The following is a 25,480-nucleotide window of genomic DNA, read 5'->3' on the forward strand; positions in this document are numbered from 1 at the left end:
GTGCCGGAGCTGGACATAGAAAAGCGAAGGCACATTATAGAACGCCGTATGAACGGGGAGACGCTCCTGGACTGAGATAAAGGAAACACGGCGAGGGACGAGCGGTTGTTGACTTATCGTAGGGGAAGGAGAGGATCGTTCACAAGCCACTGTTAACTAAAGCCATTTTATTATCAGAAGGCAGTAAAAAAAGATCTCCATTTGAGATCTTTTAAGAAACGGTTTGAAAATATTGGTTGGTCCATTGAATTGCATCTACATAAATAGAAGATAATTCTTCCTCCCATTTATATGGGTTTTCTAAATCGCAAGAAATCTTATCCCAGTCTGCTCTTTCCATATGTTTAATTATATTTAACGGAATAGAATACTCATTCTTTCCATTTAATAGTGCATCCTTGATGTCTTCTTCTAAAGGTAATTCTTTTAAAATGTCATCCATTTTTCTATGTAAAAGTGTATCAATCAAAGAAAATAAACCAGTAATAAAATAACTAGATTTATTTTGTTCATTACCAAACTTAGATGCATATAATTCACAAAATTTAGCTCGAATTAATGACATTTGCATTAAATCCTGATGAATGTGACTTTGATGTTTTAAATCACGAATGGTTAATACAAAAATCCACTTTTCCATTTCATTAAAACCAAGCAACATGATGGCCTGTTGAATAGATTTTATTTTATGACTGGTCCCATATAGGGGAGAATTAACCATTTTCAATAATTTATAAGATAGAGATACATCTGTTTCAATAATTTTAGCAATCTTTGAAACATTTGGATTCGGATTTTTTAATTCAGACAAAATTAAATGGCACGATTGGAAATTTTCTGGAATATCGTAAGATGACAAGATCTTTGGTTTACTAAAATAATATCCTTGAAAGTAATGAAATCCTTCATTAAAAGCTATTTTATATTCATCCAATGTTTCAATTTTTTCTGCCAAAATTTTTATATCCCACTGCTTGCATTCGCGAATAATTTTATTTCTTATTTCTTCTGTGGTGGATTGAAAATCAACTTTAACAATATCTATATAGGGGAAAAAACGTGATGTAATGAATGGTTGATTGTATATAACGTCATCTAAAACAATAGTGTATCCCTTTCTTTTTAATTCTTTAATGATTTCAATCACATCATCTGTTGGTTCTACATTTTCTAGTATTTCAATCACGATTTGATCGCTTGGAAAGTAAGAAGCGATTCCAAGTTTTAAAAGATTTTCTGTAAAATTTATAAAACATTTTCGATTATCAAATGCATCACATGGTCCTATATTAAAAAAAGTATTAATAATCACATCAGCTGTGGCTTGGTCACCATTTGTATGATCGTACTCATTGAAAAGCGAATCTTTCCGATATAATAGTTCATATGCAATAATTTTTTGTTCTCTATCCAAAATTGGTTGTCTAGCTACAAATACTTTCATATTTCCCCCAAAATACGTGTTCTTTCCTCAAATTTTACTATATTTTTCAATATATTTACAGAAAATTTTATTTTGTAAATATTTGTTGAAATTTAGTCCAAATGACTGATGGTGAGATGAAGCTATTTCATTATAATGAAGGAATAGAAGTATCAATTTTAAAATGGAAAATTATGAATACAAGGGGGATCATATGAGTCATTGGTTAACGCCAGAAGAGATGGCAAAAAAAAGAGAGATGCGAAAAAAATTCATGTATTTGTCTATCCCGCTCATTGGAGCATTAATCGGGGCTGTACTAACATTTGCCATCAATTCTTTATAAATACTTTAGGTCGTTAAATCTAATGAACAATCGGGAAAAAAATGCTATGATTGTCTTATCTTAAAGGAATGTGGACAATGATAGCATTTTTTTGAAAGAGGGATTACATTGAAACTATTAAAAGACCGCATCATTAAGGATGGAATTGTATTAAATGATTCAGTATTAAAAGTAGATCGGTTTTTAAATCATCAAATAGATCCTCAATTAATGATGGAAATTGGAAGAGAATTTGCATATCGATTTTCTTCAAAGCCTATTACAAAGATATTAACGATTGAATCTTCTGGTATTGCTCCCGCATTAATGACTGGATGGGCATTAAATGTTCCTGTTGTTTTTGCTAGGAAAAGAAAGTCTTTAACTATGAACAATGTTTATCAATCAACAGTATTTTCATATACAAAACAAGAAACGAATACTTTAATTGTTTCAAAATCTTTGATGAATAAGAATGAACATTGGTTACTTATTGATGATTTTCTAGCAAACGGTCAAGCTGCACAAGCATTAATTGATATCGTGCAACAATCAGGAGGATTCATAGAAGGAATAGGGATTGTTATTGAAAAGACATTTCAACCTGGAGGCAAACAGTTAAGAGAAAAAGGAATTCATGTTGAGTCGCTAGCTATGATAAAGTCTTTAGAAAATGGAAGAATCATATTTGATGAATAAAAATTGTAACACACCTAATCATTTTTCATATATTAAAAGAAGAGTTGTATTTGTTCCGCTTTTTCAAAGAATTCGATGGAAAATGAATTAGGTGAGTGATTTATATGAAGTATTATTGTGATCATTGTTGTACTATTCACCAACAAAAAGGTGAGTGTATACGTTGCGGAAATGTACATTTAATCCCTATCATTATTGATGTACAACATCAAAAAAGTAAAGAAAAATGAGAAAAGGCTGTAAAAAAATCATTAACAGCCTTTTAATTATTCCACAAAAGATTAGTGGTTTATTATTTTGATAACATAAATATAAGTTGCAGTTCACCAAAATTTTGACATTGAATTGGAATGCAAAACGCTCGATGGAATCCGTATATCTTTGTTTCTCCAACAAAAATCGTTGGAGGTGTTATATCGATCGTTAAATCCTTTGATAGTAGAGTAGCCAAATTTCCGCTAATCATATTTCCTATTTCTCCTGCAAATGACTCCAATATATCTCCTTCAAGTGGAAACCCATACATTTTCTCTCCAATTTGTTGAAAAATCGATGAGTTCCCTTCGATTAAAAGTCTCCCAGATATTTCTCCCGTTAAACCAATTAAAACACCAATCGAATGTTGAAAATAAGGTTGTGTTATTGGCTCTAGTTTCATTATTTGTAATGGAAAAGGAAGTACTTTTTGTACCGAAAGTATGGAACTGTTCAGTAAACGTGTAATTTTTTCATTGATATTCATTGTCGTCCTCCGCGACGTATTTATTTTCAGAATATATTGACATAATACAACAATATCATGCACTTTTCGATATTAATTTAGATAAATTTCGAATAATTCATTTAGACGTGGAAATATTATGTAATAATTATGAAAGAAAGGGGGATTCCATTGCCACAAATCGTATCTGTTTCTTGTATAACCCCCCCGAATAAAGTTTTTCAAAAACAGGTGAAACCTTTTGTTAAACATTTATTTCAGCATTCCTTTAAGGATATTGAGCGTTTATTAAAAATTTTTCAGTCTGGACAAATTGAATCACGTTATTTTGTGAAAGAATTAAACTGGTATGAGAATGATCATTCTTTTCGAGAAAAGAATCATGAGTTTATTGAGTGGGCAACTAAATTAAGTGTGGAAGCAATAATAAAATGCTTAAGTAATAAAGAATTTTTAATATCGACAGTAAAGTATGATGAAATTGATGCTATATTTTTTATTAGTACAACAGGTTTATCCACACCAAGTATCGATGCTCGAATTATGAATGAATTACCTTTTTCTCCACATACAAAAAGAATACCAATATGGGGATTAGGGTGTGCAGGTGGGGTAAGTGGTTTAGCAAGAGCATTTGATTATTGCCTTGCTTATCCAAAAGCAAAAGTTATCGTCTTAACAGTTGAATTATGTAGTTTAACGTTTCAAAAAAATGATCAATCGAAAAGTAATTTAATTGGGGCATCTTTATTTGCCGACGGTGCCGCATGCACATTAATATGTGGGGATCAAGCGCTCGTACCTAAAAGAAAAGATATAAATTATCCTACTATCGTAGATTCATTTTCAACATTATTGCCTCATTCTCTTGATGTCATGGGGTGGGAGGTAAAAGAAGAAGGATTATTTGTTATTTTTTCTAAAGACATTCCTTCTCTTGTAAAAAGACATTTTAAAGACCAAGTTGTTAAGTTTTTAAAAAAACATCATCTCTCTATCGACCAAGTGGACTGTTGGATTGCTCATCCAGGCGGAAAAAAAGTATTAGATGCCTTTGTTGAGGCGTTGGAGATTGAGGAACAAGCCATTCAACCATCAAGGGAAATATTAAAAAACTATGGGAATATGTCTTCAGCCACTGTTATTTACGTATTACAAAATTTTATGAGAACAAAAAGAGAGCAAGGTACGATTGGATTAGCTTGTGCACTAGGTCCGGGATTTTCATCCGAACTTTTACTCGTTAGGTGGGATCCATAATGTACTTTTTTTACACCATGTACATATGGTTAATGATGCAACGAATAGGAGAGTTATTGTTTGCAAAGAGAAATGAAAAACTTCTTTTACAAAAGGGAGCTTTTGAAATAGGTGGAGATCATTATAAATGGATTGTTGGATTACATGTCATGTTTTTCCTTTCACTATTAACAGAAGTTGTTATCTCTTCTTATTCACTATCTAATTTTTGGCCATTATGGTTTAGTATATTTCTTCTTTTACAAATTGGAAGAATATGGACTATATACTCATTGGGAATCCACTGGAATACAAAAGTTATTATTCTTCCTAATGAGAAACCTATTAAAAAAGGGCCATACCGCTATATGAAACATCCCAATTATTTAATCGTTGCCTTGGAATTAATCGTCATTCCATGCCTATTTGAAGCGTATGCTACCATGATTGTTTTTTCACTCATGAATATGATTCTTATGATGATTAGAATTCCACTTGAAGAACAAGGTTTAAACCGATGGATGGAATATGGACAGCATTTTTCTACTCAAATGAGATTTTTCCCAAAATGGAATAGAAAATAAAATAGAATTAATTACAGAGGGAATTCCCTCTTTTTTTATTGTATAGGAACATATACAATTACATTGGACCAAATCTAGCAGCGACTAAGCGTTCACATTCTTTTAGTTCTTGATGAAAATTCAATAAAGATAGGAAAAAATAGAGAAATCGTTTACAATAAAACTAAAAAAAACGTAAGGGGATAGAAATGGTTCAGCACGTATTAACAAAAGACTATGCAAAGCAAGCAATATATTTATATAAAAAATTTCAACATGAAGGTGATTCCATACGTTGCGAGAAAATAAAACAACTCGCAAATAAATTCAATAACGAAGAGAAAGTGATTGCTTTTTGCGGTCACTTTTCAGCCGGAAAATCAAGTATGATCAATAAAATAGTTGGAGAAGATGTTCTTCCATCAAGTCCAATTCCAACAAGTGCAAACTTAGTAAAAGTTTTTAAAGGAAAAGAATCATACGCCAAAGTGAATTTCCACGATGGTAAGGCATTAAAATATTTGGCTCCATATAACATTCATGAAATTAAAAATTACAGTAAAGATGGAGAAAAAATTCATTCATTGGAAATTTCAAGTTCTAATTCTACTCTTCCAAAACAAACAGTTGTCATGGATACTCCAGGAATTGACTCGACCGATGAAGCTCATAAATTGGCAACAGAGTCAGCTCTTTACTTAGCCGATCTTGTTGTGTATGTGATGGACTACAATCATGTTCAATCTGAACAAAATTTTTTATTTACAAAAGAAATGGTTGATCAAAAAAAGCGTCTTATATTAGTAATCAATCAAATAGATAAACATAACGAAAAAGAATTATCTTTTAACCAATTTAAACAATCAGTCATTGATTCATTTGCTTCTTGGGGAGTTAGACCTGACCGTATTTTTTATACAAGCTTAAAAAAGGATGATCATCCGCAAAATGAATATGATAATTTTGTAAAATATTTAGAAGAAAGAATGGCTAAGTTAAATGTAGAGACATCTTTTGAATCTTCCTTACAAATGCTTATCGAAGAACATATTCAATGGAAGTATGAACAGTGGGAAGAAAAGAAATCACTTCTTGAAAATCGTATAATGGAAAATGGTGTTGATGACATAGATTCCTATATTCATGAAAGAGAGCAGTATCAGAGGAAACAAAAAGAGTTAGAACAGTATTTTAATGAAGAATTACAAGCAATTTTAAAAAATGCCTACTTAATGCCATTTCAAACGAGAGAATTAGCTAGGTTGTTTTTAGAGTCCACTCAACCAAATTTTAAAGTAGGGATGTTTTTTGCGAAAAAGAAAACCGAAGAAGTGAAACGGGAAAGGTTTTCTAATTTATTAAACGATTTAAAGGAAAAATTAGACTCACAAATCCATTGGCACATAAAAGAATTACTTTTAACTATTTATAGAAGCTTGCAACTTCAACATCCAATTACGAAAGAGATTGAATATTTTACAATTGAATTGAATGAAAAAGACCTTCTTTCATTAGTAAAAAAAGGTGCACAAGTAAACGGAGATTATGTATTAAACTATACGAATGATTTAGCTGATGTTATTAAGAAATTGGCTAGAAATAAAGCTAATGATTTATTCCAAAGGATGATGAATGAATTTCTTCATCTTTCGAATGAAAAATTCGAAAAAATAGATCAACAATATTTTCTAGCAAATGAACTCAAAGAGGAAATGAAACTTTTACTATCTGAAAAAGAAAACATTCAAACCTATAAAGAAGAGATTCTTCTTTCGTTAAATCTAGGGAAAATTAATATTCAAGATGAGGAGATTCATCGTTTATTCAAAGAATGGAAACAACAAAAAGATATAACAATCATTGAAAGTTCTTTTTCATCAATAGATTTTGACAAACCAAAAGTCGAGCAGACTGAACAATATGAAAATATTGAATTACAAAATGAAAAAGTTTATGACATTGATGAAGAACAAGTAATCTCTACATTAAAAGAAGCAGTTAAACATTTAAGTACAATACCTACATTTAAGCAAATCGTTCAACAACTGAAAGAGAAAACAGATAGACTAGAACAGAGATCATTTACGGTAGCGCTTTTTGGTGCATTTAGTGCTGGAAAATCATCATTTGCCAACGCGTTAATGGGACAGTACGTTCTACCTGTTTCACCAAATCCGACGACAGCTTCAATTAATAAAATTTTACCGCCAACAAGCGAATTTAAGCATGGAACAGCTCGGATTAAATTAAAAAGTCGGGAAATGATTTTTGCTGATATTAACGATGCTTTAAGTAAATTTGATGTTCAAAGTTCAAATTTTCAAGATAGTTTTGAAAAAATTCAGCAAGTTTTAGACACAAAACAAGTGAATCAAAAAAATAAAGCGTATTTCTCTTTTTTAAAAGCGTTTTTGTCTGGATATCCAAATGTTGAAAATCACTTGAATGAAACAATCATTGCTGGATTGGATGAATTTCAACAATTTGTTGCGAAAGAAGAAAAATCTTGCTTTGTTGAATGGATTGAGCTTTATTATGATTGTCCACTTACTCAAATGGGAATTACATTAGTTGACACTCCTGGGGCAGATTCAATCAATGCACGTCATACTGGAGTTGCATTTGAATATATAAAACATTCTGATGCGATTTTATATGTAACGTATTATAATCATGCTTTTTCAAAAGCGGACCGTGAATTTCTCATTCAATTAGGTAGGGTAAAAGATATTTTTGAATTAGATAAAATGTTCTTCATAGTTAATGCTATCGATCTAGCAAATTCAGAAGAAGAACTACAAGGTGTATTATCCTATGTGCGTGAGCAATTGCTTCAATATGGGATTCGAAATGCTAATTTATTTCCAGTTTCAAGTTTACTAGCTATAAAAGAAAAAGAAACGAATGAAAGATTAGGATCTCAAATAGATGCTTTTGAAAATGCTTTCCATCGATTTATTCGAAACGATTTACTCCATATTTCAGTCGAAAAAGCGAAAGAGGAATTTTATCGGGCGTTAAATAGACTTCAAACTATGTTAGAAGAAGCGAAAATGGATGAAGATTCAAAACAACGTCGAATTAAAGCTATTTCCGAAGAAAAAGATCAAGCTCTTGAAATCATAGGTCAATCAACTTCCCATACTATTCAAAATCAATTGAACCAAGAAATAGAAGAACTTACTTTTTATATCAAACAGCGAGTTTTTTATCGATTCCAAGATTTCTTTAAAGAATCGTTTAATCCTTCTATTTTAAAAGGTTCGAGAAATGAAATGAAAGAAGTATTGATGGAGGCATTAAAAGAGCTTATTCAATCATTAAGTTTCGATTTAGCTCAAGAAATGCGTGCAACAACGCTTCGAGTGGAAACCTTTATGAATAAACGATTATTTGAATGGAGAGATATACTGACGGATCAACTAGAGAAAATTAACCCTCAACTCTCTTTTTCTATGATTGAATTGCCGAACATCCAAACACCTGAGTTTAATGAATTATGGGATTATCTTGATATTGCTCGTTTCAAAAAGGCTATGTCGCTATATCGAAATGCCAAATCTTTTTTTGAAGCTGATGAGAAGACATTGATGAAAGAAGAGTTGGAAAAACAACTGAATGAACCTGTAACCGAATATATTCAATCACAAAAGAAATTACTCATTCTTTCATTTGAGCAAAATTTACAGTCTCATTTTGAACATATTACTCACCAATTGTTAAATGAAGTGGAAGACTTTTATGAAAGATCTCTTTTAGCATTAAATCAGATGCTTCAAATAGATGAATTAGAAAAAATTTATGAAACTCTTAAGCAACAATCCATTTAGGAGAAATGACATGAAAAATCGTTTCCACGTATGTGCAACTTGCATACATTTCTCAGCTAACAAATGGAAAAATGGAATGATCTATCAATGCCAAAGACTAGGTTATGAAACGAAACCAAATTATTCATTTTCTTGTTGGCAACCTAAAGAACATGTGAAAAAATTGATGGCGAAAGAAAAAAGGGGGGATTGATATGTCGTCCATCATCGATGTTGACCAATTAAAAAAGTGGATGGAAGAAAAAGCAGAAAATTTGACGATTATCGATTGTCGTTTTGATTTAAGCGACCCAACTTGGGGTGAACAAGAATATAAAAAAGGTCATATCCCTGGATCTATTTATGCGCATTTAGAACGGGATTTATCAGGAAAAGTAGGTGAACATGGGGGGCGACATCCATTACCGGATGATCAAGAGTTTGAAACATTCGTTCAAAAGTGCGGAATAACGAAAAATCGTATAGTCGTTGTTTATGATCAAGGAGGAGCAGCGTTTTCTAGTAGACTTTGGTGGATGCTTAAATATGCTGGTATCGAACATGTTTTTGTTTTAAACGGTGGGTATGATTCTTGGATCAAAGCGGGAAATCCAATAAGTACTGTTGAACCGAACATCACTCCTTCTTCCTTTCAAATAGAGAAGAATGATCGATTAATTGCACAATACCATGAAGTGAAAGAGGTCGTAGAAAAGGGGAAAAAAGATGTAATTTTAATCGATTCCCGTGAAGAAAAAAGATATAAAGGGGAATTTGAACCGATCGATCACAAAGCAGGTCACATCCCGGGGGCTGTCAACTATCCGTGGATGGAAGGATTAGAAGAAAAACAATTTGCACCAATTGAGAAACAAAAAAGAAGATTTTCTTCAATTGATCCAAATAAGGAAATCATTGTTTATTGTGGTTCAGGTGTTACTGCTACTCCAAACGTGTTATTATTAAACGAAGCAGGTTTTAAAAATGTAAAATTGTATGTGGGCAGTTTTAGCGATTGGATTTCTTATAAGGAAAATAACATTGAAACAAATTGAGGTGAACTTTTTGCAATCAAATCCCAATAAATTATTACTAATAGATGGAATGGCCTTATTATTCCGTTCATTTTATGCAACGGCTGTATCAGGGCAATTTATGGTTAACAATAAAGGTATCCCGACGAATGCTGTGAATGGTTATTTAAAACATCTATTAATAGCTATTTCTCATTTTAACCCTTCTCACGTAGCTGTTTGCTGGGATATGGGAAGCACTACCTTTCGAAATGAAATGTTTGATGATTACAAAGCTAACCGTTCGAGTGCACCGGAAGAACTTATTCCACAATTTGATATAGCCAAAGAGGTAACAGATGCTTTTCATATTCCGAACGTTGGTGTAGAAGGATATGAAGCAGATGACTGCATTGGGACGATTTCTAAAACGTATCATCATGACGCACAGGTATATATTCTAACGGGGGATCATGATATTTTACAATTATTAGACGAAAATATTTATGTATCCATAATGAAAAAAGGTTTTGGAAATTATGAGTTTTATACACATCAAAAATTTTTAGAGGAAAAAGGTTTTCATCCAAAACAATTTATTGATGTAAAAGGATTAATGGGAGATTCTAGTGATAATTATCCAGGTGTCCGTGGCATCGGACCGAAAACGGCTGAGAAATTAATAAAAGAGTTTGGCAGCGTTCATCAATTACTCGATTCTCTCCATTTATTAACACCTTCACAAAGGAAAAAAATCGAAGAAGATCGGGAAATACTACTCTTATCCCGTCAATTGGCGAAAATTAAATGTGACGTCCCAATTCAGTTTAATTTCGAAGAGTCAAAACTATCTATTGATGTGGATGAAGTCAGAAATCGATTACATCAATTAGATATTAAAGGTAAAACAAGTATTATTCACTCAGTTGAACAAATTCATATGAAAATCACAGCTGTATAGACAAAGGAAATTTTTACTTATCTTAAAGTGCTTTCATTTAAATGTACATCAATAATTGTAAAAAATTACTTGATGAGGTCAATAAACGTAAGAAAAAGGATAGATGAACTTAGAAAATAATCATGTTCATCTATCCTTAAATTTTTTTCAATCACTACAATTAATAAATGTTTATATTTTTGTATTTTTCTTTTTGGCGATGTTTTCAAGTTCACTTTTCGTATTTTCTGTCAAAACATCTTCAGCATACCCTTGAGGATTGACACCAGACTTAGTGTTTCCTCTATTTTTATGATTTTTCTTGCTCATGATAATTCCCTCCATCCATTTATTCAATGGTATTATTCACGTTATTGAAACAAATATGTATGGGGAAATTCTTAGAATTTAAGTTAGTGTTAAACTAGATTTACCTTTCTTTTTCCATGGAATTTCTGAAAAGACCATTCCTACAAAAATACAAATACATCCGATTAAACCGGCAATATGCAAACGTTCTCCAACCCAAATAAATGCTGTGAATGCAGCAAAAACTGGCTCCATAGCAAAAATTAATGCAGTATGGGATGGACTCGTGTACTTTTGGACATAGGTTTGAATAAAAAAGGAGAGTGCACTTGCCAATATACCTGTAATTAGTAAAGCAAAGATGACCTCCATATTTAATACAACATTAGAATGGAATACTGATTCCCATTTTTCAAAACTAAATGAACATATGGAAGATAAGATGGTTATCGTTGTCATTTGAATAACTGTTAGCAATAGAGCAGGATATAACTTTGTATATTGCCCAGTCCAAATAATATGAAAAGAAAATCCGATCGCACAAATAAAGACAAACACATCGCCTATATTTACTCCAACCGGTCCGGTCATTGTTAATAAATATAATCCAATGGTAGCAACACATATTCCTGACAAAGCGAATGGAGTTAATTTTTGCTTAAAGAAAAACCATGTGAACAATGGAACTAAAACAACACTTAAACCAGTAATAAATCCAGCTTTAGAACTCGTCGTATATAAAAGACCAATCGTTTGAAATGCATATCCAATAAATAGCCAAAAACCTAAAATACCTCCAGCTAAAATAACGTTTTTATTTAATAATAAAAGTTGTTTTCGTTGGAAAAATATAAGCCAAAGCCATAATAGAATTGAGGCAATGAAAAACCGTATAGCATTAAACGTATGGGGTTCTAAAAAAGAGATGGCATTTTGAACTACAACAAATGTTGAACCCCAAATAAAAGCGACAAATAACAAAGAAATATCCGCAAAAAATTTATTTTTATGCAAAGAATACCTCTCCCTTAAAACATTATGTATTAGAAACAATTGCACTTCTTGCTAATTCATCGGCATTTTTATTTTCCTTAGATGGTATCCATTTAATAAAAAATAAGTCAAAATTCTGAATATAACCTTGTGCTTTTTCTAAATAAGGACGAAATAATGTGTTTTTTACAAATTCTTTTTCCACCGCATCACATACAAGTTTTGAATCTGTACGAAATGAAACGATAGAAAATTTTTGTTCCATACAAATTTCTAAAGCTTTTATAAAAGCGATAAACTCTGCTTCATGATTATTATAAACCCCTATCGGAAGGGAATATCTCCATTGCTTTGCACCATCTTTTATATATATGCCAACTCCGCTAGGACCAGGATTTCCTTTGGAAGCACCATCAAAATAGACTTCAATCATGTAACTATTCCTTTCTAAATCAATTATTACTATAAAGATATTATACTTTAATGACAAAAAAGTGAAAAAAAATGAGAGGCAGGTCCTCTCATTTAAAAAGCGGTTTTTTATTCATTCTTTTTGCCATATATCCAAATGGAGTATCAAGAACAGCAATAATGAATTTTAATACATATGTGGTAATAAAGATATCCATCCATACATCAAATGAATAAACACCAATAAAGGCTACACTAGTAAATACGAGTGTATCTATTAATTGACTGATCATTGTACTCCCATTGTTTCGAATCCAAAATTGCGAATCTTTAGGGAAAAGCTTTTTAAAAAAGCTGAATAAGTAAACATCAAGCATTTGGCTTATAATATAAGCTAGTAGGCTACCAGCGGCAATTCTAGGAGTTAGACTGAAAATCGTTTCAAGTGATTCATGTGCAATATCAAATTCACTTGGTTGAAACAGTAAAACCATTTGCATGATAACCGTCATCATAAGTAAGGTTGTGAAACCAATCCAAACCGCTTTTTTTGCTTCATTTTTTCCGTATTTTTCATTTAGGATATCTGTTACGAGAAAGGCAGACCCGTAAATGGAATTTCCTAATGTTGCGGTTAAATGAAAGATTTCGATTGTTTTAACAACCTGAATATTTGCAAGGACGGTTGAAAAACCAACCCAAACAAATAATCCTGTTCGTCCAAAAAGTCGATAAATAATAAGGACGAATGATAAATTAACAATTGCAAAAATAAGTCCTAACCATTCATTAAACATTTTTATTCCTCCTGTAGTTTTGATAACGCGGGAGTTCTCGAACCGCGATAGGATGTATTCAATTGTCAACAACCATTATAACGATTAATTGAAAAAATTTATATAGTTTGAAAAAAAGTCTAATTTTTCAAAAAGGTGATGAAATATACATGAAAGTACAAATTGAATGGAAATATCCATATAAGAAAAAGGAAAAGAAATCATTTATTTCTGAATGGATGGATCAAACAGAAGCTCTTCAAATTGCCCAGCAACTAGAAAAAATGTCTCCCCAATCAGAATGTATTTTTCATGAAGAAACAGGAATTACATGGACAAAAAAAGAATTTAAAAAGCTTCTAGAAAAATCTGTAGGAAAACCTAGTCAGTTAACGTTATTTTTTGACGGCAATTATCATCGACATTCTCAAACCGCTGGAATAGGTGTTGTCCTATATTATCAACAAGATTCTAAATCCATACGTCAAAGATGGAATGAACGTTTAGAAGGACTAATAAATAATAATGAAGCTGAATATGCAGCTTTATATTTTGGTTTACAAAAAGTTGAGGAATTAGGAATCACAGGAGAAAAGCTAACGATTAAAGGCGATAGTCATGGGGTATTAATGCAATTAAAAGGGGAATGGCCATGCTTCGAGGAAGATTTAAATCGCTGGTTAGATAAAATTGAGGAAAAAATATCTCAACTAAAACTTTATCCCGAGTATATTCCAATTATGAGAAATGAAAATAAAGAAGCGGATCAATTAGCATCGCAAGCTTTGGCAGGAATAAAAATTGAAAGTAAAAGAGATGATGGATAACATGAAACTTTCGCTTAAAAGAAAAAAACTGTTTTATTCAGTTGATACATTATTGACCACATACTGTAAAGGGTGTCTCATATATAAGCATTTAAAAAATGAAAAAGGAAAATGTTCTGCCCACAAATTTTGTATTACCCAATGTACGGTGGGTGATCAAATTCAAGAATTGGGTAAAAAGATCATTTCGTTAAAAGGATCAAAAGAATAGAAAATATAACAATAAGAAAAGGCTGGCTAAGTTGCCAGCCTGTATATTTTAGTTTTGTTGTTTTTCCAAAATTATAATTTTACTACGTTAGCAGCTTGAGGTCCACGGTTTCCTTCAACGATTTCAAAAGAAACTTCTTGACCTTCTTCTAATGATTTAAATCCTTCACCTTGGATTGCAGTGAAGTGAACGAATACATCGTCTCCGCCTTCAACTTCAATAAAACCATAGCCTTTCTCATTGTTAAACCATTTTACTTTACCGTTTTGCATATTTCTTCCTCCTAAATCTTTGACACAATGAATGTGTCACATAAAATAATCATCATAAAACAGAATATATCAGCACAAGAGGCGGAGATATTCAGTTTTAGATGTTATTAATATACATCAGTTTACCATTAGAGTCAAGATTTTCAAGAATATTCTTTGATTTTTGCAAGTGACAAATGAATATTCAAAAGGAAGGCAATTCATCCATAGATACATATTCCCCTTCTTCAAACGATTGTATAATGGGAATTTCCGATTGGGTATTATAAATGATTTCTGCACCCATAATGTTACCATTTTCAATTTCAGCAACTGCTTTACGATAAGAAATAATTCTTCCGCTTGAAGTTTGGAAATTAATGATATTTCCAAATGCATTTTTCTGGCAAGCTACAATTTTTTCTGTCATTGATAAACTCCTTTTCTTTTATTTAAAATTTATTGTTACCAAAAATTTTTATTTTTAATAACAAAAAATAAAAACTGCTCCCTTATTATGAGAACAGTTAATGGATTCATATTTAATTTGTATGTTCGTATTGAAAGCAATCCTTTATGATTTCATTGACAATAATTTTGGATGAATGGGGTTGATAAATATTTTTTAACGCCATTTTCATCGCTTTTTGTTTTTCTTCATTATGAATAAGTTCTTCTACTGCATTGATCGTTTCTTTCACATTGTTAGCAATTTTACCTGCACCAGATTGTTCAAAAAATTGAGCATTCTCTTTTTCTTGACCAGGTATCGGTTTATATAGGATTAAAGGCGTTTCTTTAGAAGCAGCTTCTGTAATTGAAATACCTCCAGGTTTAGTTATCATACAGTAAGATACTTCAAATATTTCATGAATATCTTCAACATATTGAAGTAGCCTAATTTTATCTCCATAAACAGTTTGTAGCGGGAAAAGTTTTTGGTATAACGTATCATTGTTTCCACATATAACAATAATTTGAGCCTCTTTTAATTTCAGAAGTCCTTCACAAATTTTATCAGTATTTTTTAGTAAACCGCTAGCTCCAGCTAGAACGGTAACAATTTTCGAATCTTTAAAAAGGTGATACTTTTTATAAATGTAATCTTTACTTACCTTTTTTTCAAAATTTGATCGAATAGGAATACCGCTAATGACAATCTTATCTTCAGAAACACCGTGTTTTAATAATTTTTCTTTAACGTTTACCGAAGCTGCAAAATATTTATCGATATACGGATGAACCCAAAGGGAATGTAAGCAGTAATCAGTAATGACCGTATATGTTGGAATAGAATAATGATCTTTGTTTCGTAAGTAGGGAGCAGCGAGTAAAGGAAAAGTAGTAATGATACATTGTGGGTGATGAAGATGAATAAGTTCTTTTACTCTAGATCTACCTAAATGTTGTAAAAAGTATGATAATCCGGTATGTGAAAATTTATCCGTTCCATAATAAAAAGCTTTATAAACAGGACTTCCATATTTAAAACCTTTAAATAATAAGGATCGAGTGATGGTCGCAGCAATTGGATAAGATTCTGCATATAAATCTGAAAAAACGACTTTATTAATCCCTTGTCGGTAAAACTCGTCTTCGATGGATTTTGCGGCTTGATGGTGTCCGTTACCGTAACTAGCTGATAAAATTAAGACTGTTGAACTCATCCCCGACTCCCTCCTTTACCCAAGAAAAATCTCTATAAAAAACTACTTTATTTGTAAAATAAATTCTATTTTTATATAACAAATATTTTCTTAAATTATATAGGAAAGGGAAGAAACTGCCAATAAAAAATTTTATCATACATTTTCATCTAAACATGAGAAAAGGTAAAATATAGTTGTAATGATTAAATATAAAGGATGATAGCATGTTTGATCCTACAGCTTTTGATAATTTAAAAGTTGTACTCGAAGGCATCGTGTACGACATGGATTTAAACGGTATGATTCAAATTTTAGATAGAAATGATTTTGTTAATATTGCAAAAATGGAAAGAACGTATAATATATCCTTCTCATTAAATGATGTATCTCAACATAAGACTATTACTGTATGTTTACAACTTCATTTTTCATTTGAAGATCATTATGATGAATTAGTGATAAAGAAAGATTCATTACGGTGTACATATACAATTAGTTATCAAATACCAGAGGTTTTGGACGACATTACAGATAAACGTGTCCGAAAGCTACTAAACCGGTATTACCATCAAGTGAACGTAAAAAAAATTCATATGGAAAAAAACTTAGAAAATGAATTGTTTATGGAACTGATAGTCTTCGACTTTATTGGCGAAACAGATGTTGATAAATTAAGAGATTCCGTTCAAAAATCAATATCTGTAATACAAGAATTAACAAACCTCATCCAATCAACGGAGGAAGAAAAATGATCGAAATCATAAAAAAAACTGAAAGCTTTGTATACGAACAACATAAAAATGATTCTTCCGGTCATGATTGGTATCATATTGATAGAGTTCGAAATTTAGCGAAAAAAATTGCGACTATGGAAGAAAAAGGGGATTTGTTTGTTATCGAAATGGCCGCTTTATTACATGATATATCAGATCCTAAATTAAATTCTTCCAAAGATGCCGGAAAAAAGAAACTATTAAATTTTCTTGACACAATCAACATAGACGTTCATGTAAAAGATTGTATTTTGGAAATCATCGAGTCTATATCATTTAAAGGTGGACATGAACGAAAACTTGCAACGATAGAGGCAAAAATTGTTCGTGATGCTGACCGATTAGATGCTATTGGTGCGATAGGGATTGCAAGAGCTTTTGCGTTCGCAGGCCATAAAGGTAATCCTATTTATGATCCAAAATATGAAGTAAGAAAAAACATGAGTGAAGAAGAATATCGAACGAATCAAACATCAGCCATTCATCATTTTTATGAAAAACTGCTTAAATTGAAAGATTTGATGCTAACGGAAAGCGGGAAACAATTGGCTGAGGGTCGACATAAGTTTTTAGAACAATTTTTAAATCAATTTTATAAAGAGTGGAATGGAGAACAATGAGAATTTATCGAGGGGAAAGTATTAGTAAGTCATATGGTGAAAAAGTTTTATTTCAAGGAATTAATTTTTCGATTGGAGAAAAAGAACGAATTGGATTAATCGGGATAAACGGAACTGGGAAATCAACGTTATTAAAAATTATTGCACAAAAGGAAGAGGCAGATTCTGGCCGATTTGAACATCCGAAAGATTATAAAATTACACTATTAGATCAACAACCTATATTTAATAATGATGCGACTATTTTAGAACAAGTATTATCTATAGATGATGAAATCAATAAACTCATCCATCAATATGAAAAAACATTAATAGAATTAAACAATTGTCCGAATGATCGTAATATCCAAGATAGATTATTTCATTTACAAGCAAAAATGGATCAACGAAATGCTTGGGAACGGAATGCAAAAGTAAAATCAATTTTAACGAAATTAGGACTCCATGATTTCAATCAAAAAATTTCTCATTTATCTGGTGGGCAAAAAAAGCGTGTCGCATTAGCTCAAGTATTAATTCAAGAAGTAGACCTACTTATTTTAGATGAACCGACAAACCATTTAGATTATGAGCTTATTCAATGGCTACAGGAAGAATTACAAACATATAAAGGTTCTGTATTGTTCGTTACGCATGACCGATATTTTCTTGACCAAACGGCTAATAAAATTTTCGAATTAACGAGTGGAAAATTATATGAATATCCTGGTAATTATCAGGCATATTTAGAAGCTAAAGCCACTCGGGAATTAGTAGAGGCAAAACAATTTGAGAAACAGAAAAGTTTATATAAAAAAGAATTGGAATGGATTCGTAGAGGTGCAAAAGCACGAACAACGAAACAAAAAGCAAGAATTCAACGTTTTGAACAATTAGAAGAAAATCTTTCAAATCAAATTCAAAAAGAAACGTTGGAAATATCACTCTCATCGAAACGTCTTGGAAAGCAAGTCATTGAAATGAAGAATGGGTATAAAAAATATGATTCAAAGAAAATTTTAGAAGATTTTAATTTAATTGTTCAACAAAATGATCGTATTGGGATTGTCGGTCAAAACGGCAGCGGGAAATCAACTTTTTTAAATATCATTGCCGGTAAAGAAACATTAGATCATGGGATGATAACGATTGGTCAAACCGTAAAAATGGCTTACTATCGTCAACAAACAGAAGATATCGTTGATAAAAAAAGAGTCATTGAATATTTGAAAGAAACGAGTGAAGTTATAAAAACAATTGATGGAACAATGATTAGTGCATCCCAAATGTTAGAACGATTCCTGTTTCCTTCTTACATGCATGGTGTTCCGATATACAAACTTTCAGGCGGAGAGAAAAAACGATTATATTTATTAAAATTGTTAATGGAACAACCGAATGTATTATTGCTTGATGAGCCAACGAACGATTTAGATACGGAAACTCTAACCGTTCTTGAAGATTATTTAGATCAATTTTCAGGTGTAGTTATCACAGTTTCACATGATCGATACTTTTTAGATAAAGTTTGTGACCAACTGCTCATTTTTTCAGGTGACGGAAAAATAGAAAAATATTATGGCTCCTATACGGATTATTTGAATACTAATACAAAAAAAGAGAAAAAAGTGAATAAAGAAGAAAAAGCAATCCCTGCCCAACAAGAAAAGAAGAAAAAAAAGAAATTAAGTTTTAAAGAACAGAAAGAATGGGAAGAAATCCATGATAGGATTGCTCTATTAGAAAAAGAAATAGAACAACTACAAGATGAGATAACAAAAGAAGTTACAAACTATGAAAAACTTCAACAGTTGATGAAAGAAGCGGATGAAAAGAATAAACAATTAGAAGAACTTATCGAACGTTGGACATACTTAGCTGAAATTATGGAACAGCAATAAACGTCTTTTTTGAAGTTCGATTCATAAAGCGATAAGATAAAGGAAAGAAAATTGTTTGTAGTGAGAGGAGAATGTTTGGTGGAAATTAAATCAATTGAACCGACTCCAAGTCCGAATACGATGAAAATTATATTAAATCAAGAGTTGGAAGCTGGGATAAGGAATAATTACAATAAAGAAAATATGAAAGAGGCTCCTCCAAAAATTCAAGCGATTTTACAAATTGAAGGGGTTAAGGGAGTTTATCATGTGGCGGATTTCTTAGCGGTCGAACGAAACGCTAAGTATGATTGGAAAGACATTCTATCGAGAGTTCGTCAAGTTTTTGGTGAAGCTAAAGAAACTAATATAGAAGAACGTAAACTAATCGATGATTTTGGTGAAGTTCAAGTTCAAGTGCAATTTTTTAAAGATATACCTCTACAAGTAAAATTGACAGATGGAACGGAAGAAAAGCGTTACGGACTACCAGAGCGCTTTATTGAAGCAATGAAAAAGGCACAACTTGAGGATGACAACTACATTCTTTTACGAAAATGGGTAGATCAAGGTGTTCGTTATGGTGATTTTGATGAAATAGGACATGATATAGTCGAGGAATTAAATGCTGCATATCCTGATGAGCGTCTCAATCATTTAGTAAACCGTGCACGTAATCCTGAATATGCAAAAACAGTAAAACGTACAAAAATTAAAGTTACATTGGACATGTTAGATGATCCAGATTGGAAAAAAAGGTACCAACTTTTAGAACAAATGCCAGATCCTACTTTAGAAGATTTACCTGTATTAGAAAAAGCATTAGAAGATGAAAAAGCTTCGATTCGAAGACTTGCAACGGTATATTTAGGTATGATTGAAGATGTTAAAGTACTGCCATATTTGTATAAAGCGCTAAAAGATAAAAGTGTAACAGTGCGAAGAACGGCTGGGGATTGCTTATCAGATTTAGGTTTTAAAGAAGCCATCCCGCAAATGACAGAAGCACTTAAAGATGAAAGCAAACTTGTTCGATGGAGAGCAGCGATGTTTTTATACGAAGTAGGAGATGAAACAGCACTTCCTGCTTTAAAAGAAGCTGAAAATGATCCTGAATTTGAAGTTGCGTTACAAGTGAAAATGGCGATTGAACGTATTGAAGGTGGTTCTGAGGCTAAAGGTTCCGTTTGGAAGCAGATGACCGAGGCAAGAAAACAACAGTAATAGGAGTGATAAACAGTGTCAATGGCATATGAGGAATATATGAAACAATTAGTAAAACCAATGCGAGAAGAGCTAACGAATGCTGGATTTAAAGAACTTACAACCGAAGATGAAGTTGTAGAGTTTATGGAACAACAAAACAACTCTACTACTTTTGTTTTCGTCAATTCTGTTTGTGGCTGTGCGGCTGGATTAGCTAGACCTGCAGCTGTTCAAGCCATTATTAGTTCAAATAAAAAACCAGATCATTTAGTGACAGTTTTTGCCGGTCAAGACCGAGAAGCAACGGCAAAGATGAGAGAATATTTTACAGGTTATGAACCTTCATCGCCTTCCATGGCCTTATTAAAAGGAAAAGAAGTCGTTCACTTTATTCCGAGAGAAGAAATTGAAGATCATGCATTAGGAGATATTATTGAAAATATTAAACAAGCGTTTGAAAAATATTGTGAATAATTGACAGTATACTGTTAAGGTCTATTAAAATGGTATAGATGAAAATAGTACATTTCCAATGGTTAATTAATAAATGGATATTTGTTGAAAAAAGGGGCTATTTATTAAAGCCCCTTTTTCTTGATGGAGGAAAAATCATGTATATAACAACGTCGGGGCGAACCAATCCTTCGTTAATAATGAAGGCAAAACAACTTAGCCAAGCATGGGGTATACCTTATTTGGAACGAAATAAAAGAACGATTCAACAAATACAATCCGAGTTGCCTGTAGACATCATTGTTGTCGGAAAAGAAAGGATTGAAATCTATTTTTACGGTAATCGAAAGCCTATGTTTTTTCATCCTAACTCCGCTATGTTTCGTATAAAACGTATCATGAAAGGGGAGAGGGACCCATTGATTGATGCTTGCAATCTGGAAGAAGGATCTACTTTTCTAGATTGTACATTAGGCCTTGCTTCTGATAGCATTGTCGCAAGTTTTATTGTAGGGAACGTTGGCAAAGTTGTTGGCATAGAAAAAAATGAATTGATTTTCAGATTGGTAAAAGAGGGATTATTGCAGTGGAAAACAAATATGGATCCGATTGATGAAGCAATGAAAAGAATAGAAGTTTTACAAGGAGACCACCTGCAAATTTTAAAGTCATTAGACGATAACAGTTTTGATTGCGTTTATTTTGATCCAATGTTTGAAGAAAGTATCGATGAATCAGATGGAATTCGTTCGATAAAAGCAATTGCATCAAGATTACCACTAACGATCGAACATATAAAAGAAGCAAAGCGTGTAGCTAGGCATCGAGTCGTTTTAAAAGATCATTACCGGAGTGAACGTTTTAAAGTTTTTCGATTTCAACAATTAATTCGAAAAACTTCTAAATTTCATTATGGTATCATTGATGTATAAAGTTTCTTCAAAATTATAAAAATAAAATTTTTAAAAAATTCTTTAAAATCATGTATAATAGATAAAAAGAGTTTGAAAGGATCTAGACAATGAAACATTGGATGAAAAATATATTTATTACGTTTGTTACTGTTATCACGTTTGGATTAGTTACACCATTTCAGTCTTATGCTTCAAATGATAGAGTTTCAGATACTCAAGATGAATCAAACGATCATCAGCAAGTTGAAATAAAGAAGATTCAAAGTATTACCCAAGAGGAACTTTATGAACATTTCATAGAAAAAGCAAAAGCCCAATCTTATATAAAATTTGGTGAAAAGATTCTTTTACAAATAGAAAAGCCTTTTCAACATGAAATATTGCCAGCAATAGAAAATGCGATCAGCGAAATTTTGGAGCAGATTCCTTCAGAAGAACTTTCGAATCTAGCTATTACTGAGTGGCCTGGTGACCAATATCATGAAAAAATTTTCAATATCTATAATCGAGTAACTTTAAAAGATATTGCTCGTTTTCATGTAAGTAGGCTTCATATTCCTAAAGAAGGATTTGTTTTTCAATTTCATTACCATATGAATCAAGATCGGTTTGAAAAACATTATGATTTAGGAAGTATCTATTGGGGAAAAAATCAGCCACCTAAATGGATGAGTGGAAAATAAACTTTCTCATAAATTCAGACTTTAAGCTCAATGTTCTGATATCTTTTTATGTTATAATTTAATAGAATTTTTCTTAGAGAGGAATAGACAGCATGAAACGAACATCATACATCATCAGTTTCGCGTTTTTATTATTATTTGTACAGCAATCAGAAGCAGCAAGTGATGGTGTTTGGTTGAAAGATGTTCCTCCATCTTCTTTATTGGCACAATTGCCTCTTCAGTCAAAAGAATATTTGGATTCTATTATTCTACTTCCACATACCCCGTTTAATGAACGAGAAGCTGGGGAAATGATTAAAAGAATTGATCGAATCCCATCATCGATTTTAAAGAAAATGGCTATAAATAAAATTAAAATTCGGTTATTTGATGGAAAATTAACAGATTTACCGACAGCCAGACATTTAAAAGGGGTCACTCCTAGGGGGTACACAAATACCTCGACCACATGGGATGATGTTCCAGGTGCTGGTGGATCGGATGTGGTGATGATAAAAATTGGTCATAGCGAAAAAGGAAAAGGTCATGGTTCCGTAAATTTAGAATTGCATGAACTTGCTCATACATTAGATAAAATGGTTTTTCAAGGTATTCGATACGATCAAACGTTTAAACATATTTGGAAACTTGAAGCTTCTAAAGTCTTTGGAAATCATGCATATTTTTTACGATATCCAGAAGAATATTTTGCTGAAACATTTGCGATGTATTATGCTAATGAAGAATCTCACTTTCTATTAAAAACATTAGCTCCAAATACTTTTAAATATATTCAACAATTAAAATAATAGATGGGAGAACAGAAATGAAGCAATACTTACAATTATGTGAACATATTTTAAAGAACGGAACTAAAAAGGAAGATCGAACTGGTACAGGTACGATTAGTACGTTTGGCTACCAAATGAGATTTGATTTAATGGAAGGGTTCCCACTTCTGACAACAAAAAAATTGCATCTAAAATCGATTATTTATGAGCTTTTATGGTTTCTAAATGGTGATACAAATGTAAAATATTTGCAAGATCATGGTGTGCGTATTTGGAATGAATGGGCTGATGAAAATGGAGATCTCGGTCCAATTTATGGTCACCAATGGCGTTCATGGACGACTAAAACAGGAGAAACGATTGATCAAATTAGTGAAGTCATAGATCAAATCAAAAATAATCCTGATTCTCGTCGATTAATCGTAAATGCATGGAATGTTGGTGATTTAAAAGAAATGGCTCTCCCTCCATGTCATTGTTTCTTTCAATTTTATGTAGCGGACGGGAAATTATCATGCCAATTATATCAACGCTCTGCAGATGTATTTTTAGGCGTTCCTTTTAATATTGCCTCTTATGCACTACTTACAATGATGATTGCTCAAGTTTGTGACTTACAACCGGGTGAGTTTATTCATACAATTGGTGATGCTCATATATACTTAAACCATTTGGAACAAGTGAAACTACAATTAACAAGAGAACCTCGTCCATTACCGACGATGAAAATCAATCCAACTGTAAAAGATATCTTTTCATTCCAATATGAAGATTTTGTCCTTGAAAATTATCATCCTCACCCACATATAAAAGGAGAAGTTAGCGTATGATATCTTTACTATGGGCTATGGGAAAAAATCGTGTCATTGGAAAGAATAACGATCTACCATGGCGACTACCAGCTGATTTAAAATATTTTAAACAAATAACGATGGGTCATCCAGTAGCGATGGGTAGGAAAACGTTTGAATCGATTGGAAAAAAGCTTCCTGGGAGAGAAAATATTATCATAACACGGAATGCCGATTTTCATGTGGAAGAATGCACTGTTTTACATTCAATTGAAGAGTTATTAACGTATAGTCAACATTTCGATGAATTATTTGTTATTGGTGGCGCGGATATTTTTGAGCAATGTTTACCATATGCCGGTCGTTTATATGTGACATATATACATGAAAATTTTGATGGAGATACTTTTTTTCCGAACTTTTCCTTCCAAGATTGGGTGGAAATCTCCCGAAAAAAAGGCTTAAAAGATGAAAAAAATCCTTTTGATTATGAATTTGTAGTCTACGAACGTAGAAAATAAAACAGCAGTCAGTTGATTGCTGTTTTTTATATATATAAATGAGGTGATCTCATGTGTGGAAGATTTACTTTAACGGTTCATCCAGAAGAATTAATGGAACAATTTTCTTTGGATTTATTTCCAGATGATTTTCAATTTCGCTATAACATAGCTCCAACACAACCCATATTAACGGCTGTTCAAAAGGAAGGAAAAAGGAGAGCCGGTTATATTCATTGGGGGTTAGTACCATCTTGGGTAAAAGAACCAAAGAATTGGAAACCTTTAATTAATGCTCGCTCAGAAACTGTTCATGAAAAGGCAAGTTTTAAACATTTATTAAATAAACGTCGATGTATAATTTTTGCAGATAGTTTTTATGAGTGGAAAAAAAGTAAAGATGGACATAAAGTTCCTTATCGTATCTTTTTAAAAAGTAAAAAACCTTTTGCCTTTGCTGGTTTATGGGATCGAAACCATTCGAATCGACATCCGATAACATGTACAATTTTAACAACAAAAGCTAATCACATTATCCAAGAAGTACATGATCGAATGCCTGTCATCTTTACTGATGAAGTAGCTATTCAAAAATGGTTAAATGTTGAAGAACACCCATTTGATGAATTAACCTCTTTAATGGCTCCAATAGAAAGTGAATGGATGGAAAAATACGTCGTTTCTTCTATCGTCAATAACACTAGAAATGATAATGAGAAATGTATCGAACCGATAGTTTGATTTTTGAA

Annotated in this window: 30 protein-coding genes; 21 read left to right on the forward strand and 9 right to left on the reverse strand. The window is 32.1% G+C overall.

Annotated elements, in window-relative coordinates; translation table 11 throughout:
* Positions 1 to 211 precede the first annotated feature (211 nt).
* Positions 212 to 1,444: an EAL and HDOD domain-containing protein gene (locus AC3ASS_RS00505; protein WP_488281533.1), complete on the reverse strand. Its 1,233-nt coding sequence runs from the start codon at positions 1,442 to 1,444 to the stop codon at positions 212 to 214.
* A gap of 193 nt (positions 1,445 to 1,637) precedes the next feature.
* Here AC3ASS_RS00505 and AC3ASS_RS00510 point away from each other — a divergent pair, with 193 nt between their 5' ends.
* Positions 1,638 to 1,769 (forward strand): hypothetical protein, encoded by a 132-nt coding sequence (locus AC3ASS_RS00510; RefSeq protein ID WP_488281534.1) that lies wholly within the window; start codon positions 1,638 to 1,640, stop codon positions 1,767 to 1,769.
* A gap of 108 nt (positions 1,770 to 1,877) precedes the next feature.
* Positions 1,878 to 2,447, forward strand: a complete 570-nt coding sequence (locus AC3ASS_RS00515) for a xanthine phosphoribosyltransferase (RefSeq protein WP_488281535.1) — start codon at positions 1,878 to 1,880, stop codon at positions 2,445 to 2,447.
* A gap of 292 nt (positions 2,448 to 2,739) precedes the next feature.
* Here the strand turns inward: AC3ASS_RS00515 and AC3ASS_RS00520 are convergent, their stop codons facing one another.
* Complete coding sequence (locus tag AC3ASS_RS00520) at positions 2,740 to 3,189, reverse strand: chemotaxis protein CheX (RefSeq protein WP_488281536.1); 450 nt, start codon at positions 3,187 to 3,189, stop codon at positions 2,740 to 2,742.
* A gap of 150 nt (positions 3,190 to 3,339) precedes the next feature.
* On the opposite strand from AC3ASS_RS00520, the gene AC3ASS_RS00525 reads away from it, so the two are divergent.
* From AC3ASS_RS00525 to AC3ASS_RS00550, 6 genes are all read left to right on the forward strand, one after another.
* Positions 3,340 to 4,428, forward strand: coding sequence for a type III polyketide synthase (locus AC3ASS_RS00525; protein ID WP_488281537.1), 1,089 nt, complete (start codon positions 3,340 to 3,342; stop codon positions 4,426 to 4,428).
* Positions 4,428 to 4,991, forward strand: a complete 564-nt coding sequence (locus AC3ASS_RS00530) for an isoprenylcysteine carboxyl methyltransferase family protein (protein ID WP_488281538.1) — start codon at positions 4,428 to 4,430, stop codon at positions 4,989 to 4,991. The genes AC3ASS_RS00525 and AC3ASS_RS00530 overlap by 1 nt, the downstream gene beginning before the upstream one ends.
* A 188-nt stretch (positions 4,992 to 5,179) precedes the next feature.
* A complete protein-coding gene (locus AC3ASS_RS00535; protein ID WP_488281539.1) occupies positions 5,180 to 8,800 on the forward strand; it encodes a dynamin family protein in 3,621 nt (1,206 codons plus the stop codon).
* Between the two features lie 10 nt (positions 8,801 to 8,810).
* Positions 8,811 to 8,993: a hypothetical protein gene (locus AC3ASS_RS00540; protein WP_488281540.1), complete on the forward strand. Its 183-nt coding sequence runs from the start codon at positions 8,811 to 8,813 to the stop codon at positions 8,991 to 8,993.
* Position 8,994: 1 nt separating this feature from the next.
* Positions 8,995 to 9,834, forward strand: a complete 840-nt coding sequence (locus AC3ASS_RS00545; protein WP_488281541.1) for a sulfurtransferase — start codon at positions 8,995 to 8,997, stop codon at positions 9,832 to 9,834.
* 49 nt (positions 9,835 to 9,883) lie between these two features.
* Positions 9,884 to 10,753, forward strand: coding sequence for a 5'-3' exonuclease (locus AC3ASS_RS00550; RefSeq protein WP_488281574.1), 870 nt, complete (start codon positions 9,884 to 9,886; stop codon positions 10,751 to 10,753).
* Between the two features lie 171 nt (positions 10,754 to 10,924).
* Here the strand turns inward: AC3ASS_RS00550 and AC3ASS_RS00555 are convergent, their stop codons facing one another.
* The 4 genes from AC3ASS_RS00555 to AC3ASS_RS00570 form a co-directional block, all read right to left on the reverse strand.
* On the reverse strand, positions 10,925 to 11,062 hold the full coding sequence (locus AC3ASS_RS00555) for a small, acid-soluble spore protein L (protein WP_488281542.1): 138 nt from the start codon (positions 11,060 to 11,062) through the stop codon (positions 10,925 to 10,927).
* 78 nt (positions 11,063 to 11,140) lie between these two features.
* A complete protein-coding gene (locus tag AC3ASS_RS00560) occupies positions 11,141 to 12,055 on the reverse strand; it encodes a DMT family transporter (protein ID WP_488281543.1) in 915 nt (304 codons plus the stop codon).
* Between the two features lie 22 nt (positions 12,056 to 12,077).
* A complete protein-coding gene (locus AC3ASS_RS00565) occupies positions 12,078 to 12,467 on the reverse strand; it encodes a reverse transcriptase-like protein (protein WP_488281544.1) in 390 nt (129 codons plus the stop codon).
* Positions 12,468 to 12,555: 88 nt separating this feature from the next.
* A complete protein-coding gene (locus tag AC3ASS_RS00570) occupies positions 12,556 to 13,242 on the reverse strand; it encodes a queuosine precursor transporter (protein WP_488281545.1) in 687 nt (228 codons plus the stop codon).
* A 149-nt stretch (positions 13,243 to 13,391) separates the two neighbouring features.
* On the opposite strand from AC3ASS_RS00570, the gene AC3ASS_RS00575 reads away from it, so the two are divergent.
* Positions 13,392 to 14,048, forward strand: coding sequence for a reverse transcriptase-like protein (locus tag AC3ASS_RS00575; RefSeq protein WP_488281546.1), 657 nt, complete (start codon positions 13,392 to 13,394; stop codon positions 14,046 to 14,048).
* A gap of 1 nt (position 14,049) precedes the next feature.
* Positions 14,050 to 14,259 (forward strand): zinc-finger domain-containing protein, encoded by a 210-nt coding sequence (locus AC3ASS_RS00580; RefSeq protein ID WP_488281575.1) that lies wholly within the window; start codon positions 14,050 to 14,052, stop codon positions 14,257 to 14,259.
* Positions 14,260 to 14,330: 71 nt separating this feature from the next.
* Here the strand turns inward: AC3ASS_RS00580 and cspD are convergent, their stop codons facing one another.
* The 3 genes from cspD to AC3ASS_RS00595 form a co-directional block, all read right to left on the reverse strand.
* On the reverse strand, positions 14,331 to 14,531 hold the full coding sequence (gene cspD / locus AC3ASS_RS00585) for a cold-shock protein CspD (RefSeq protein ID WP_028396624.1): 201 nt from the start codon (positions 14,529 to 14,531) through the stop codon (positions 14,331 to 14,333).
* A gap of 184 nt (positions 14,532 to 14,715) precedes the next feature.
* The gene (locus AC3ASS_RS00590; protein ID WP_488281547.1) at positions 14,716 to 14,940 is read right to left on the reverse strand and encodes a DUF3892 domain-containing protein; all 225 of its coding nucleotides are present in this window, start codon (positions 14,938 to 14,940) and stop codon (positions 14,716 to 14,718) included.
* A gap of 112 nt (positions 14,941 to 15,052) precedes the next feature.
* Complete coding sequence (locus AC3ASS_RS00595) at positions 15,053 to 16,177, reverse strand: MGDG synthase family glycosyltransferase (protein ID WP_488281548.1); 1,125 nt, start codon at positions 16,175 to 16,177, stop codon at positions 15,053 to 15,055.
* 206 nt (positions 16,178 to 16,383) lie between these two features.
* Between AC3ASS_RS00595 and AC3ASS_RS00600 the strand changes: the two genes are divergently transcribed.
* The 11 genes from AC3ASS_RS00600 (at position 16,384) to AC3ASS_RS00650 (ending at position 25,472) form a co-directional block, all read left to right on the forward strand.
* A complete protein-coding gene (locus AC3ASS_RS00600) occupies positions 16,384 to 16,911 on the forward strand; it encodes a hypothetical protein (protein ID WP_488281549.1) in 528 nt (175 codons plus the stop codon).
* Entirely contained in the window at positions 16,908 to 17,552 is a 645-nt protein-coding gene (locus AC3ASS_RS00605; protein ID WP_488281550.1) for an HD domain-containing protein, read from the forward strand. Before AC3ASS_RS00600 ends, AC3ASS_RS00605 begins: the two co-directional genes overlap by 4 nt.
* Positions 17,549 to 19,432, forward strand: coding sequence for an ABC-F family ATP-binding cassette domain-containing protein (locus tag AC3ASS_RS00610; RefSeq protein ID WP_488281551.1), 1,884 nt, complete (start codon positions 17,549 to 17,551; stop codon positions 19,430 to 19,432). Before AC3ASS_RS00605 ends, AC3ASS_RS00610 begins: the two co-directional genes overlap by 4 nt.
* Before the next feature lie 78 nt (positions 19,433 to 19,510).
* Positions 19,511 to 20,635: a conserved virulence factor C family protein gene (locus tag AC3ASS_RS00615; RefSeq protein WP_488281552.1), complete on the forward strand. Its 1,125-nt coding sequence runs from the start codon at positions 19,511 to 19,513 to the stop codon at positions 20,633 to 20,635.
* A 15-nt stretch (positions 20,636 to 20,650) separates the two neighbouring features.
* A complete protein-coding gene (locus tag AC3ASS_RS00620) occupies positions 20,651 to 21,091 on the forward strand; it encodes a BrxA/BrxB family bacilliredoxin (protein ID WP_488281553.1) in 441 nt (146 codons plus the stop codon).
* A gap of 137 nt (positions 21,092 to 21,228) precedes the next feature.
* The gene (locus tag AC3ASS_RS00625) at positions 21,229 to 22,002 is read left to right on the forward strand and encodes a class I SAM-dependent methyltransferase (protein WP_488281554.1); all 774 of its coding nucleotides are present in this window, start codon (positions 21,229 to 21,231) and stop codon (positions 22,000 to 22,002) included.
* A gap of 89 nt (positions 22,003 to 22,091) precedes the next feature.
* The gene (locus AC3ASS_RS00630; protein WP_488281555.1) at positions 22,092 to 22,667 is read left to right on the forward strand and encodes a YpjP family protein; all 576 of its coding nucleotides are present in this window, start codon (positions 22,092 to 22,094) and stop codon (positions 22,665 to 22,667) included.
* Between the two features lie 92 nt (positions 22,668 to 22,759).
* Positions 22,760 to 23,458 (forward strand): anthrax toxin lethal factor-related metalloendopeptidase, encoded by a 699-nt coding sequence (locus AC3ASS_RS00635; protein WP_488281556.1) that lies wholly within the window; start codon positions 22,760 to 22,762, stop codon positions 23,456 to 23,458.
* 17 nt (positions 23,459 to 23,475) lie between these two features.
* A complete protein-coding gene (locus AC3ASS_RS00640; RefSeq protein ID WP_488281557.1) occupies positions 23,476 to 24,270 on the forward strand; it encodes a thymidylate synthase in 795 nt (264 codons plus the stop codon).
* Positions 24,267 to 24,752 (forward strand): dihydrofolate reductase, encoded by a 486-nt coding sequence (locus AC3ASS_RS00645; RefSeq protein WP_488281558.1) that lies wholly within the window; start codon positions 24,267 to 24,269, stop codon positions 24,750 to 24,752. The genes AC3ASS_RS00640 and AC3ASS_RS00645 overlap by 4 nt, the downstream gene beginning before the upstream one ends.
* Positions 24,753 to 24,803: 51 nt before the next feature.
* Positions 24,804 to 25,472, forward strand: coding sequence for an SOS response-associated peptidase (locus AC3ASS_RS00650; protein ID WP_488281559.1), 669 nt, complete (start codon positions 24,804 to 24,806; stop codon positions 25,470 to 25,472).
* Positions 25,473 to 25,480 lie beyond the last annotated feature (8 nt).

The sequence above is a fragment of the Bacillus sp. JST-5 genome (assembly GCF_057747715.1).

Excerpts from the sequence above, each read along its gene's own strand:
- AC3ASS_RS00505 (WP_488281533.1), bottom strand. The coding sequence starts at position 1,444 with ATGAAAGTATTTGTAGCTAGACAACCAATTTTGGATAGAGAACAAAAA.
- AC3ASS_RS00510 (WP_488281534.1), top strand. The coding sequence starts at position 1,638 with ATGAGTCATTGGTTAACGCCAGAAGAGATGGCAAAAAAAAGAGAGATG.
- AC3ASS_RS00520 (WP_488281536.1), bottom strand. The coding sequence starts at position 3,189 with ATGAATATCAATGAAAAAATTACACGTTTACTGAACAGTTCCATACTT.
- AC3ASS_RS00530 (WP_488281538.1), top strand. The coding sequence starts at position 4,428 with ATGTACTTTTTTTACACCATGTACATATGGTTAATGATGCAACGAATA.
- AC3ASS_RS00535 (WP_488281539.1), top strand. The coding sequence starts at position 5,180 with ATGGTTCAGCACGTATTAACAAAAGACTATGCAAAGCAAGCAATATAT.
- AC3ASS_RS00540 (WP_488281540.1), top strand. The coding sequence starts at position 8,811 with ATGAAAAATCGTTTCCACGTATGTGCAACTTGCATACATTTCTCAGCT.
- AC3ASS_RS00545 (WP_488281541.1), top strand. The coding sequence starts at position 8,995 with ATGTCGTCCATCATCGATGTTGACCAATTAAAAAAGTGGATGGAAGAA.
- AC3ASS_RS00550 (WP_488281574.1), top strand. The coding sequence starts at position 9,884 with ATGGCCTTATTATTCCGTTCATTTTATGCAACGGCTGTATCAGGGCAA.
- AC3ASS_RS00555 (WP_488281542.1), bottom strand. The coding sequence starts at position 11,062 with ATGAGCAAGAAAAATCATAAAAATAGAGGAAACACTAAGTCTGGTGTC.
- AC3ASS_RS00565 (WP_488281544.1), bottom strand. The coding sequence starts at position 12,467 with ATGATTGAAGTCTATTTTGATGGTGCTTCCAAAGGAAATCCTGGTCCT.
- AC3ASS_RS00570 (WP_488281545.1), bottom strand. The coding sequence starts at position 13,242 with ATGTTTAATGAATGGTTAGGACTTATTTTTGCAATTGTTAATTTATCA.
- AC3ASS_RS00575 (WP_488281546.1), top strand. The coding sequence starts at position 13,392 with ATGAAAGTACAAATTGAATGGAAATATCCATATAAGAAAAAGGAAAAG.
- AC3ASS_RS00580 (WP_488281575.1), top strand. The coding sequence starts at position 14,050 with ATGAAACTTTCGCTTAAAAGAAAAAAACTGTTTTATTCAGTTGATACA.
- cspD (WP_028396624.1), bottom strand. The coding sequence starts at position 14,531 with ATGCAAAACGGTAAAGTAAAATGGTTTAACAATGAGAAAGGCTATGGT.
- AC3ASS_RS00590 (WP_488281547.1), bottom strand. The coding sequence starts at position 14,940 with ATGACAGAAAAAATTGTAGCTTGCCAGAAAAATGCATTTGGAAATATC.
- AC3ASS_RS00595 (WP_488281548.1), bottom strand. The coding sequence starts at position 16,177 with ATGAGTTCAACAGTCTTAATTTTATCAGCTAGTTACGGTAACGGACAC.
- AC3ASS_RS00600 (WP_488281549.1), top strand. The coding sequence starts at position 16,384 with ATGTTTGATCCTACAGCTTTTGATAATTTAAAAGTTGTACTCGAAGGC.
- AC3ASS_RS00605 (WP_488281550.1), top strand. The coding sequence starts at position 16,908 with ATGATCGAAATCATAAAAAAAACTGAAAGCTTTGTATACGAACAACAT.
- AC3ASS_RS00610 (WP_488281551.1), top strand. The coding sequence starts at position 17,549 with ATGAGAATTTATCGAGGGGAAAGTATTAGTAAGTCATATGGTGAAAAA.
- AC3ASS_RS00625 (WP_488281554.1), top strand. The coding sequence starts at position 21,229 with ATGTATATAACAACGTCGGGGCGAACCAATCCTTCGTTAATAATGAAG.
- AC3ASS_RS00630 (WP_488281555.1), top strand. The coding sequence starts at position 22,092 with ATGAAACATTGGATGAAAAATATATTTATTACGTTTGTTACTGTTATC.
- AC3ASS_RS00635 (WP_488281556.1), top strand. The coding sequence starts at position 22,760 with ATGAAACGAACATCATACATCATCAGTTTCGCGTTTTTATTATTATTT.
- AC3ASS_RS00640 (WP_488281557.1), top strand. The coding sequence starts at position 23,476 with ATGAAGCAATACTTACAATTATGTGAACATATTTTAAAGAACGGAACT.
- AC3ASS_RS00645 (WP_488281558.1), top strand. The coding sequence starts at position 24,267 with ATGATATCTTTACTATGGGCTATGGGAAAAAATCGTGTCATTGGAAAG.
- AC3ASS_RS00650 (WP_488281559.1), top strand. The coding sequence starts at position 24,804 with ATGTGTGGAAGATTTACTTTAACGGTTCATCCAGAAGAATTAATGGAA.